At 60.1% G+C, this 11,295-nt stretch carries 7 protein-coding genes; 6 read left to right on the top strand and 1 reads right to left on the bottom strand.

Features of this window, described 5'->3' with window-relative positions; translation table 11 throughout:
- The 6 genes from VFN25_RS03145 to VFN25_RS03120 all read left to right on the top strand — a co-directional run.
- Nucleotides 1-345, top strand: a 345-nt coding sequence (locus VFN25_RS03145) for a hypothetical protein (protein ID WP_325138725.1), incomplete at its 5' end; no start/stop codon positions are given.
- Nucleotides 346-572: 227 nt separating this feature from the next.
- Nucleotides 573-1,292 carry a ParA family protein gene (locus VFN25_RS03140; protein ID WP_325138723.1) on the top strand — a complete coding sequence of 240 codons (720 nt, stop codon included), beginning with the start codon at nucleotides 573-575 and terminating at the stop codon, nucleotides 1,290-1,292.
- 25 nt (nucleotides 1,293-1,317) lie between these two features.
- Nucleotides 1,318-1,596 carry a hypothetical protein gene (locus VFN25_RS03135; protein WP_325138721.1) on the top strand — a complete coding sequence of 93 codons (279 nt, stop codon included), beginning with the start codon at nucleotides 1,318-1,320 and terminating at the stop codon, nucleotides 1,594-1,596.
- Between the two features lie 609 nt (nucleotides 1,597-2,205).
- The gene (locus VFN25_RS03130; protein WP_325138719.1) at nucleotides 2,206-5,052 is read left to right on the top strand and encodes a PKD domain-containing protein; all 2,847 of its coding nucleotides are present in this window, start codon (nucleotides 2,206-2,208) and stop codon (nucleotides 5,050-5,052) included.
- 160 nt (nucleotides 5,053-5,212) lie between these two features.
- On the top strand, nucleotides 5,213-7,456 hold the full coding sequence (locus VFN25_RS03125; protein WP_325138717.1) for a right-handed parallel beta-helix repeat-containing protein: 2,244 nt from the start codon (nucleotides 5,213-5,215) through the stop codon (nucleotides 7,454-7,456).
- A 133-nt stretch (nucleotides 7,457-7,589) separates the two neighbouring features.
- On the top strand, nucleotides 7,590-10,331 hold the full coding sequence (locus tag VFN25_RS03120; protein ID WP_325138715.1) for a protein kinase domain-containing protein: 2,742 nt from the start codon (nucleotides 7,590-7,592) through the stop codon (nucleotides 10,329-10,331).
- A gap of 293 nt (nucleotides 10,332-10,624) precedes the next feature.
- Here the strand turns inward: VFN25_RS03120 and VFN25_RS03115 are convergent, their stop codons facing one another.
- Nucleotides 10,625-11,179, bottom strand: a complete 555-nt coding sequence (locus VFN25_RS03115) for an ECF-type sigma factor (RefSeq protein ID WP_325138713.1) — start codon at nucleotides 11,177-11,179, stop codon at nucleotides 10,625-10,627.
- Nucleotides 11,180-11,295 lie beyond the last annotated feature (116 nt).

Raw genomic sequence — 11,295 nt, 5'->3', positions numbered from 1 at the left:
ACGACCAGCCCCGATCAGGCAACGAGCCTGAGCGGCGAGAACCTGCAGCTGCTCGACCTGACGGCGGCGCGTGCCGGTGACGGTCGCATCGTCGAACTGGCCCGGGTCGAAGGCAGCAATGGCGAAGTGATCCTGATCCAGGCGCTGCGCACCAGCGAACGCCTGCTCGTGCGCCTGCTTGGCGCCGACACGGTCAGCGCCTGGACGACGATTGAAGCAGACGCCAACCAGCTCGCCGCCGGCCTTGTCGGGCAAAACCTGCTTCTGGTGGGTGCTGCGCAGGATCTGCAACTTGCCATGAGCAGCGCCAGCGCCAGGATCTCGCTGACGGATCACCGCGAATAGCAAGCCAGTCCGGACGAATCACGAATAGTCCGGGTCAGGGCGGTCGGTTCAATCCGACCGCCGGTTTTTCCATTTCGCCGGTGCAATTTCCAGCGACTTCACGTGTCAGTCTGGACGGATCGCGTCGCCTTGAACGGGACAGTTGGTTCGAAGCGGAACGATGGCCTTGGTGTCATTTGGCGTATGGTGCTTGCTAGAGTGGCGAATATTGTCAGCAGGGGTGCTCGATGTTTCGGATCCTGATAGCCAACAGCAAGGGTGGGTGTGGCAAGACCACACTGACCACGAATCTGGCTGCCTACTTTGCCAACAAGGGAAAGAAAATCGCATTGTTCGATTGCGATCCGCAGCAATCGTCCTTCGCCTGGTGCCAGCAGAGGCCGGCGCATCTTGCCGCGATCAATGGGGTTGCGGGAAATGATCCGGCGCACGGTCTCGCCCCCGGTTGGGTGCTGCGCATCCCGCCGACCACCGAAATTCTCCTTATCGATACGCCGGCCGGTCTGCGTGGACATGAGTTCGATCAATTCGCCCGACATGCCGATGCATTGATCGTTCCGGTCGTGCCTTCATCCATCGACTTGCGCGCGACACTTGGCTTCATTGACATGGTGCGCAAGCGCGAGGAAGTGCGCAAAGGTCGCCTGCGTCTGGCCATGATCGCCAACCGACTGCGCACCAATACAATTTCGGCAAAGCAACTGGATTCCGCGCTGGAGCGCATGACCGCGGCAGCGATGATCCGCGTGCGTGATTCACAGATCTACGTCGGCATGGCCGAGCGCGGGCAAAGCGTCTTCGACATCGCAACAAAAGCGGTACTTGCGCACCGTGACGACTGGGCCCCGCTGCTCAAATGGCTGGACTGGTGCGCGGAAGAATCCGCACAGCGCAGCAATATCACGCCGCTACCGATTGCCAGCGCCAGTCGCCTCTACAACCAGTAGCTGAGCGGCGTGCGGAATTCAGTTGATGCATGAAACGCTCGCATGCCTGATTGTCATGGCCGCAGGTCTCTATCTTTGCGCATTGGCCGCGGCATGCCTGTTTGCTCCGGCCCACGCACGGCGATTCCTGCTTGGCTTTGCGCAGTCCCGGCGGGTCCATTTCACCGAGCTCCTCGTTCGCATTGTCGTCGGCGGGTCGCTGGTGACCCATGCGCCGCGAATGCTTGCATCGGAAATATTCGTCGTGATTGGCTGGATTCTGCTGGCGACAAGCCCACTGCTGCTTGTCCTTCCATGGCGTTGACATCAGCGTTTCGCCGAGCAAGCCGTTCCGCAAGCAGTTCGATTCAACACCTTGATAGGCTTGGGCTCGCTGGCGTTTGGCGGACTCATTCTGCTGGCGCTCATACGGGGAGAATCGAGCTAAGGCAACACTGATCAAGTGGTGCAATCGTCACGACACCTGTCTGCGTGCAGATCGCGGCGCGCTGGCGCAGATGCACTGGCCGTGTCGGCAACTGCTCCTGCGTTGCTCTACCTCCTGCATCCATGCAGTCGCTTCAAGCCAGCGCAACAAAGAGATGCGCGCAGACAGATGTCGCCTAACGGATTGTTGTAATTGAAATAGGTGGCATTCAGAAGGCCCGCCAGCCGCACCGCGCGCCTTGCCAAGGCAACCAGCCTTCACTTCGCCACGCGGCACGGCTGGCAGACCTTCTGAATGCCATGACGATGGTGCCACTTGATCAGTGTTGCCCTAAGGTCTGATCGTCGCTGATGGCCAGGCGACTGATTCGCCGGTATTCTGCGGTCCATTTCGTCTTGCGTCGTTGCGCCGTTTTCGGTAGCTGGATATTTATTCGCCGCTCCGGCCAGGAGCTCGGCGGCATGGCATGTTTCGGGGGAAGTTCTGGTGAGTAAATTGACTCCACGCAAGCGTTGGCGCTTGCTGAGTATTGTTGTTGTCCTGATTGCGGCCAATGTCACGGCGTCGGCCTATGAAGGTGAGGGCGACGAGGGCGGGGGCCGCGAAGAGAGCTGGCAAATCGAACAGCGCCAGCAGTGGTTTGTCGAGTCGCGGGGGCTGCGCAATCATCCCGAGGCATCCCGGCTTCGTGCCAATGCCGCAGCCGAACTTAAATTTCAGCGGCAGCTCATCGATCCGGCGCGAGCGGCCAGTGGAGAGGTCTGGGAAGAGCTCGGTCCTTCGTCGATGGACATGGTCAACTGGGTCATGGGGCGTGTGTCCGGGCGACTCAATGCGATTGCACCACTACCCGGCAACGACAGCACGCTCTATGTTGGCGCAGCGGCCGGTGGTGTCTGGAAAACCACGAACGCCGGTTTGAGCTGGCTACCGGTCTTCGACAACGTCGGAACGCTGCCAATCGGCGCGATAACGATCGACGCGAATGCGCCGAACACGATCTGGGTCGGTACCGGCGACAAGAACAGCAGTTGCGGCGGCTATTTCGGTCAAGGCGTCTTCCTCAGCGAGGATGCCGGCGCAACCTGGAACGCGCGCAACGGAAGTGGGCCGACCCGCCTGCCCTTGTCGATCGTCAACGCGGTGGCGATCCAGCCCACCGACAGCAATGTCATCCTCGCCGGCGGGGCTGGTGCCTGCGATGAAAATGGACAACTCTCCGGTGCCGGCGTCTGGCGCTCAACCGACAAGGGCATGAGCTGGACCAGGGTGCTCGACAGCAATGTCGAGGATATTGTCTTTGTACCCGCATCGTCGACGGTCTATGCAGGCCTGATCGGCCCAGGTGTGCAGAAATCCCTCGACGGCGGTGCGACCTGGACCCCCGCGAATGCCGGTCTCAATATCAGCGGATCGCGCTTGCGCCTGGCCATGGCCCCGAGCGACAACTCCATCCTCTACGTTCTTGCCGGATCGAAGCTGTTCCGCAGCGACAATGGCGGCGTCAGCTGGGTACAGAAAAACGGTGCAGCTTGTGAAGGCCAATGCGGCTACAACCAGACCATCGACGTACACCCAAGCGATCCGGAAACCTTGCTCATCGGCACCATTCGCGTGGCGCGTTCGACCAATGGCGGCAGCACAATCACGCCGCTGGTCAGCAGCTGGGGCAGCTCGCAGAAAGTGCATCAGGATACCCATGTGGTGCGCTATTCACAGACGGATCCAAACCGCTTCTGGGTCGGCAGCGACGGCGGCATCTGGCGCAGCGACGACAGCGCGGCAACGTTCCGCAACATGAATGCCAATATCAACATCACCCAGTTCTACGACATTGCGGTGAATCCGAACGACGCCAACATCGTCTTCGGTGGTGCCCAGGACAACAGCTCCTCCGGGCGCCGCACCAATCTTCTCTGGGACCTGACCTACGCCAGTGGTGACGGCTTCATGAACGCTTTCGATCAGAACGATCCGAATATCGTGTTCCAGACCAGCTATCCGAGTGGCGGCTATCCACGCATCGTGCGCTCGATGGTCGGTGGATCACCGGGCAGCTTCAGCAGCATGTCCAATTCGGGAATCACGTCTTCGGGTTCATTTCCCTGGGTGACCCCTCTGGCGAGCGCAGGCAGCCAGTTGTTCGTTGCCTCGAACATTCTTTATCGCGCCAGCACGACAGGCAACAGCTGGACGTCGATCAGCGGCGATCTCGGCAGCCCGGTCGTCGTGGTGGCTCCGAGCACGCTCGGAACCTTGACTCCCACCTATGTTGGTACCTCGGGCGGAAAGATCTGGTCGAGTCCGGACGCCGGTATCCCGTCACCGGTATTTGCCGATGTCACCGGCAACTATCCGGGTGGCCGCGTCTCCGATGTGGCGATGGATCCGGTCGTTCCCCAGCGTGTGTTCATCACCCGTAGCGGCTTCGGCGGCTCGCAGTTGTATCGCTCGACGAGCGGAGGCGGCACCTGGGCCGCTGTCGGCGCGGGCTTGCCGAACGTGCCGGCAAACTCGGTGGCGATCGATCCGCTCGACAGCACACGCATTTTCGTCGCTACCGATGTCGGCATCTACGAAAGCACCGACAGCGGCGACCACTTCACGGCGTTTTCGGCGGGTCTGCCGCTAGGCATCGTCGTCTCCGATCTGGAAAGCGACGACTACCCGCACGTACTCACGGCGGGCAGCTACAGTCGCGGCGCCTGGCGCGTTCTGCTCGCCGGCAGTGTCGGCAACTCGCCGCCGACCGCTGATTTCAACGTGGTAGCCAACGGCCTCGATGCCAACTTCATCGATGCCTCGATCGATATCGACGGCAGCATCGTCGGCTACGTATGGGAGTTTGGCGACGGCAGCGCATCTTCAACTGAAGCCAGTCCGACCCATGCCTACCCGGCCCCCGGAAGCTATACAGCGAGTGTGACGGTGACCGATGACGGTGGCCTGAGTGCCAGCTACGCGAGGATCGTGCGCTTCTCGGCGCCGCCCGTTGCACTCGTCAATGGCATTGCGATGACCAACCAGAGCGCGGCCCAGGGCGAAGACGTCTACTACACTCTGGAGGTGCCTGCGAATGCGCTCAATCTGCATTTCGAGACAAGTAGTTCGGTCAGCGGCGCCGATGCCGATCTGAAAATCGAATTCAATGGCGAAGTGATTTGCCAGTCGGCCGGCGCGAGCTCATCCGAGCAGTGCAATTTCGCGACCCCGGCGCAAGGAACCTATACGGCCATCGTCAACGCCTACACGGTGCTGACGAACTTCAGCATACTCGGCAGTTTCAGCGCGCCGCCTGATGCGATCTTCGCCAACGGATTCGACCAACCCTGATCCGTTCAGCGATCCGGCCGCAATCCCCAGCGTGCACGGAAGTTGACTGACTGCGACGACACGAACGTCGCCAATGGCAGAGTTTTCCGGCATTTTTCGAATGACTCCCTGAAGCCCCGATGCCGTGCGTCGGGGCTCACTACCCAAGGGAGTCATCACGATGAAATCGAGTATTGCAAGCGTCATTGCATTGGCCGCACTATTTCTGGCCGATCCGGTCCATGCGGCCACTTTCACCATCGGCGTTATCGAAGATGACAGTGGTGCGCACGACATCAATCCCGGCGATGGCATCTGCCGCGATTCATTCAACTCCTGCACGCTGCGCGCCGCCATCGAAGAGGCCAACGCGAACGCAGGTACCGATACGATTCTGTTTGCCGATTCGTTCACCAACGTGACCGTGCTTCTGAACGCAGTCGAAGGGCCGCTGCCGCCAGTCACCGGGCGGGTGAATATTCTGGGTTCTTCAATCGATGCCTACAACTCGGCAGCCACCTTGCTGCGCAATGCACCACCACAATTCTTCATTGATGGCAGCGCGTTGCCTGCAGGAAATTCAAGCGGCCTGATCTTCAGTGGTGCGGGCGCGTCCGCCAGCATCGTTTCGGCAATTGGCATCGTCGGCTTTCCGGGCAATGGCATTCTCGCCGCATTCGGTGCCGACAATCTGATCATCGAGCGCAACTTCATCGGTGTACGTGCGAATGGATCGGCCGCGGGCAATGGTGGTCATGGTGTGCATGCAGCGAGCAGTGGCGGCCATCGCATCGGCAAGGCACGCAATGGCGCCGGCACGGCGTTCACCAGCCTCGGCAATGTGCTGTCATCCAATGGGTTGTCCGGGGTTCGCCTTGAATCCTCCAACGACAACGACCTGCGCGGCAACCTGATTGGCATCGCACCATCAGGAACCAGTGATCGCGGAAACGGCAACTACGGTATCCATATCAGCGGAACCAACAACGACATCGGCGACTACATTGCCAGCGCCAGCGCAGGCAACTATCTGGCCGGCAACAATCTGGGTGGCATCCTGTCGGTCGGCAACAGCAACCGCTTCTATGCCAACACCCTGGGCACCGGCGAAACCGGGGGATTCATCACCAGCGAGGCGGATGGGATCGTCGTCATCGGCAACACCAATTTCATCGGCAATAGCAATCGCGGCCGCAACCGTATTGTCGAACACACGACAGGCTCGGCTATCCGTCTCGGCGCCGCTGGCGGCACGGCGGCCGACAACAATTTTGTCCTCAACAATGAAGTCGGCAGCGCCGGCTCGCAGTTCCCGATCCTGTTCTCCGCCAATGCCGTGGGCATCCACGTGGCCAACGGCAATACCAACGCGATACTCAACAACGTCGTCATCAATTCGCGGGGCAGCAGTTCGCCCAACCTCTTCGGCTATGGTATTGCCGTGCGTGGCAATGACAATACGATCTCGGGCAACCAGGTGGGTTTCGTGGCATCGATCTCCGGTCCGGTCGCCGAGCCAAACGAGCGAGGCATCTTTGTCGCAGGTCTGAACAATACGCTCGGCAGTGCTGCCAGTCCCAACCAGGTCGGCGGCAATTCCGGGTACGGCATCAGCACGTCAGGCAACGGCAATGCGGCTCGATTCAACTATGTGGGCGTTACCAATACGTTTGCCGACATCGGCAACGGTACCTACGGCTTGGTCATGGCGAACGGGGCCGGGATTCGGGCAGAAAACAACGTCATCGGCAACAATATCCTCGGACTCCTGATCAGTCAGGTCACCGATAGCCCGAATGTTTTCGGCAATTACGTGGGTATCACGCCGGGCGGTGACGACATCGGCAATTCATCCAATGGGGTGTGGATCGTTTCTTCGAGCAATATCGATTTGCAGCAAAATCGCATTTCGTACAATGGTGGCAGCGGCATTGCGACTGACGCCTATTCAAGTGGCATTGCCTGGTTCCAGAACCGCATGTACGGCAATGGCGATATCGGCATCGATCTTGGCAGCGACGGCCCGACAGCGAATGATCCGGGCGATGTCGATGAAGGGCCGAATCGCCTGCAAAACTTCCCGGTCATCCAGCAGGTCATCCTCGACAGTGTCGCGTTCCCGCCGACGCTGACGATCAGCTATCGCGTGGATTCCAATTCAGGTGCATCCGGCTATCCGCTGTTTGTCGATTTCTACTGGAGCGACTTGGACGAACCCGCACAGGGTCGGTTCTTCCTTGGCACCGATTTTTCCTATTCGACGCCGAATGCGTTACGCACAGTGACGCTCAATTTCGTCGATGGCGTGCCGGGCGGCTGGCTTACCGCTACGGCTCTGGATCAGGATCGCAACACCTCGGAGTTGGCCGCTCGCTTCCAGTTCGGCAATCCGTTTGACCGGATATTCGCCGACGGTTTCGAATAAGCGGAGTGTCGGTGCAAGAGGATCATTGCGCTTGCGCCACTTGATCAGCGTTGCCCTAGGGTTCATGTTGGAACTGACTTGAGGCTCCGGGGGCGTGATGCAGGATCAGGACATAAGTCATTGGCAAAAGGCCGTGGCCATCTACCGTGCCGTGCTGCCCATGTCCGCAGAGGCGCGCAAGCAGCAGCTCGACAGTCTCGATGAGTCGGTGGAAGTCCGCGCGAAATTGCATCAGCTTCTGCTTGCGTCGCAGGACGAGGAGGCGAGTGCCGTCGAAGAAAAGCTTGATCGTCTTGTCGATCGGCTCGGACGCAGCATTGGCAGTGAAGCTGAGCCTGATCTTGCAAATGAAGTGCTGATTGGCCGCCTGATCGGCAACTGGAGCGTGATTCGCGAACTGGGCCGCGGCGGCATGGCCACGGTTTTCCTGGTCAAGCGCAATGGTGTCGACTTCGAGCAGCACGGCGCACTGAAACTGCTCTCGCTGTTGATGCTCGCCGCGGGTGGTGCGAAACGTTTCGCGCGCGAGCAGCAATTGCTTGCACGCATGCACCATCCGAATATCGCCATGCTGCTCGATGGCGGCGTCGCCGAAGATGGCACGCCGTATCTGGTGACCGAACGGGTCGAAGGCAGCGACCTGCGCACGTATTGCGATGAACACGAGCTGGCTCCGCGCGAAGTCGTCGGCCTCTTGCTGCAGGTCTGTGCGGCCGTCAGTCACGCCCACGGCAATCTGATCCTGCATCGCGACATCAAACCTTCCAATGTCATGGTGACCACCGATGGCCAGGTCAAACTGCTCGATTTTGGTATCGGCAAGCTGACCGAGGATGCTGCCGACGGAACACAGACCCGGGTATTCACGCCGAAATATGCGGCTCCCGAGCAGTTGAGCGGCGGTGCAGTCACTACGGCGACTGACGTGTTTGGCCTGGGGGCTCTCGGCCGCACCTTGCTCAGCACATCAGTTTCCGACCATCGCGAACTTGATCGCATATTTGACATGGCTACGCACGATGAGGCCTCTCGCCGCTATGGAAGTGTCGAGAGTCTCGCCCGCGATCTTCGCAACTGGCTCGACAATCGACCGATCGTGGCAGTCGCCGACTCGCCGGGCTATCGCGCGCGCAAGTATCTGCGTCGCCATCGAGGTGGCGTTGCCGCCGCTGCGGCCATTCTGCTCACTGCCGTGGTTGGCCTGAGTCTGGTGCTTTGGCAGACCCGGCAGACACGCGAACAACTGGCCATTTCCGAACGCACCACGCAGTTCCTCGTGCAACTGTTCGAACTGGCCGACCCTGCCGTCGCCCATGGTTCGCCAACAACGGCCCGTGATTTGCTCAAACGCGCACGCAACAGTCTCACCACGATCAGCGACGATACGGTTCGCGATCGTCTTGTCGTGGCCATCGCCCAGGCCTACCACGGCATGGCCGATTTCGCCGAGGCCAGGCAAGTGCTGCTGGAAGACTTGTCGCGGTCGCTGAATCAGCAGCCGGTCGACGCACGATTGTTGTTGGCCGAATCCACGTTCTCCATCGGCCAGGCAAGCGAGGCAATTCATTTGCTGGAGGATGTTGACGCAGCGCCGGCAGATGCATTCCGTCTTCATGGCACGCTCGGGCATTTCCTCAGCTCGGATGGCCAGTTCAAGCGCGCCGATGAGGAATTTGCGAAAGCCCGTGCGCTGGCGAACGACGCAAGTAGTGCCGAAGATGTTCTTGAGGTGTTGAAGAACAGCGCGCGCAACGATATCCACCAGGGCCGCTATGCACAGGTTTTGACCACCCTCAATGAGGCGTTGGACCTGTCGCAAGTTGCCCAATTGCCACTCGCTGAAGGCCAGATTGAACAGTTGCTGGCTCAGGTCGCCAACGTCCAGGGCAGCTTTGCCGATGCTCTGGTTCATGTCGATTCGGCGCGAACACTCTTGGGCAAGGTCTACAGTGAAGATCACAGCATCATGCTCGAGCTGTCGCGCGAGGAAGCCGACACGTTGAGGAATTCCGGCCAGAATGCGCTGGCCGTTGAGAAGCTCGAACATGCCGTCGAACTGGCACGCACGCATCTCGGTGACAGCACGGTCACGACTGATCTGCTGAACTTTCTGAGCATGGCCTACAAGAGCAATGGCCAACTCGACTCGGCCATCGCAACCGGCATGGAAACCAGCGAAACGCTGATTCGCATGGGCGATGGCCGCAACCCGATCCGCGCCAATGTGCTCGGCAATGTGGCCAGCTATCAGACTGACTTGGGTCAACTCGATGCTGCGCAGAACAATGTCACGGTGGCGCAAGCCATCCTCGCCGAATCAATGCCACTCGAACATCCGCTATCCATCTTTGTCGCCTATCAGGCGCAACGTATTGTCATTCGGCGCGGACAATTCGAAGCCGCGCTTGATCGACTATCCGAACTTGCACCGATGGCTCTCGATTCACCGGGGCCGGGCAATGGCCTGACTTTGTGGATACTCAGCAGCGCCGGCCGACAGAGTTTGCGCCTGGGCCGCATCGACACGGCGCTCGACTGGTTCGGGCAAGCCCGTGAGGCGACCCGCGCGCGCGGCGAGGATTCCGAGCGCTATTTGGCCGCCACGGCGGATCTTGCCGAGGCGATGCTCGCAGCCGGGCGCGCCGATGAAGCACAGGGCCTGCTCGACTCCGTGCTTGCGACGCGCGCTTCGGTCAGCCCGGAACTGGAAGCCAGCTTGCGCCTGCGCGAAGCGCAATTCGCACGACAGCGTGGCGACAGTGATTTGGCAAAGGTGTTCCTGCAATCAGCACTGGATCTGATGCCGGAAGGCTCAATGCTGCGCGCTGAATGGGCGCCGGAGATCGCCGCGCTTTCAACGCTGGGGAGCAGCTAGGGCGCTGATCAAGTGGCACAACCGTCATGGCATTCAGAAGGTTCGGCGGACGTGCTGCGTGGCGAAGTGAAGGCTGGCTGCCTTGACTAGCCGCGTGGTGCGTCTGGTGAACCTTCTGGATGCCACCTCAATAAAACCAATCGGTTAGGCGACACCTGTCTGCGCGCAGCTCTTTGTTGCGCTGGCTTGAAGCACGGCCAGTGCATCTGCGCCAGCGCGCCGCGGTCTGCACGCAGACAGGTGTCGTGACGATTGCGCCACTTGATCAGCATTGCCCTAGATTCCGAATCGGTTCAGTCGGCGAGACGTGCACCCAGAAAGGCCTTTGCACATGACCAGTCACGATGCAGGCTGCGTTCGGATCGATCGGTCAATTGGGCAATGTCGTCCATCGACAGACCAGCGAAAAAGCGCAGTTGCACGAGTTCCATGAGGCCCGGCTCGACGCGCTCAAGTTCTTGCAGGACCTGATCCAATGCCAGCATGTCGGCATTGGTATCAACTCCGTCCTCGTCGAGATTGGCGCCGGTGAGGGTGACGAATTGCAGATCACCACCGCGCTTGCGGGCCGATGCAGCGCGTGCGGAATCAACCAGAATCTGGCGCATCGCAGAGGCAGCACAGGCGAAAAAATGTTGCTTGCTGACCAGGTCCAGATGTTGCGCACCGATCAGCTTCAGATAGACCTCATGCACCAGCGAGGTCGCCGTCAAGGTCTGATCCGGCGCCGCACCGATACGGCTGCGGGCGAGGATCTTGAGCTCGCCATGCAAGCGATTGAAAACCTCATCCAGCGAGCCTTTCGCTCCCGCTGCTGACGTGCTCAATAGTTCGGTGATTTCTGACATGCGTCCTCCGAACTGTAGCCGATGTGCTCACGCGCACGATTTCAGGCGGATCAACGCCGAGTCTGCCACACAAAAACGAGCCAGCGCCGGAACCGGGCTTGCCGATTCGTGCAAGG

This window comes from Dokdonella sp. (assembly GCF_035703485.1).
Classification (GTDB): Bacteria; Pseudomonadota; Gammaproteobacteria; order Xanthomonadales; family Rhodanobacteraceae; genus Dokdonella.
Note: the sequence above shows the minus strand (reverse complement) of the source record. Positions and strands in the feature narration are given on the sequence as shown.

Excerpts from the sequence above, each read along its gene's own strand:
- VFN25_RS03140 (WP_325138723.1), top strand. The coding sequence starts at position 573 with ATGTTTCGGATCCTGATAGCCAACAGCAAGGGTGGGTGTGGCAAGACC.
- VFN25_RS03135 (WP_325138721.1), top strand. The coding sequence starts at position 1,318 with ATGCATGAAACGCTCGCATGCCTGATTGTCATGGCCGCAGGTCTCTAT.
- VFN25_RS03125 (WP_325138717.1), top strand. The coding sequence starts at position 5,213 with ATGAAATCGAGTATTGCAAGCGTCATTGCATTGGCCGCACTATTTCTG.
- VFN25_RS03115 (WP_325138713.1), bottom strand. The coding sequence starts at position 11,179 with ATGTCAGAAATCACCGAACTATTGAGCACGTCAGCAGCGGGAGCGAAA.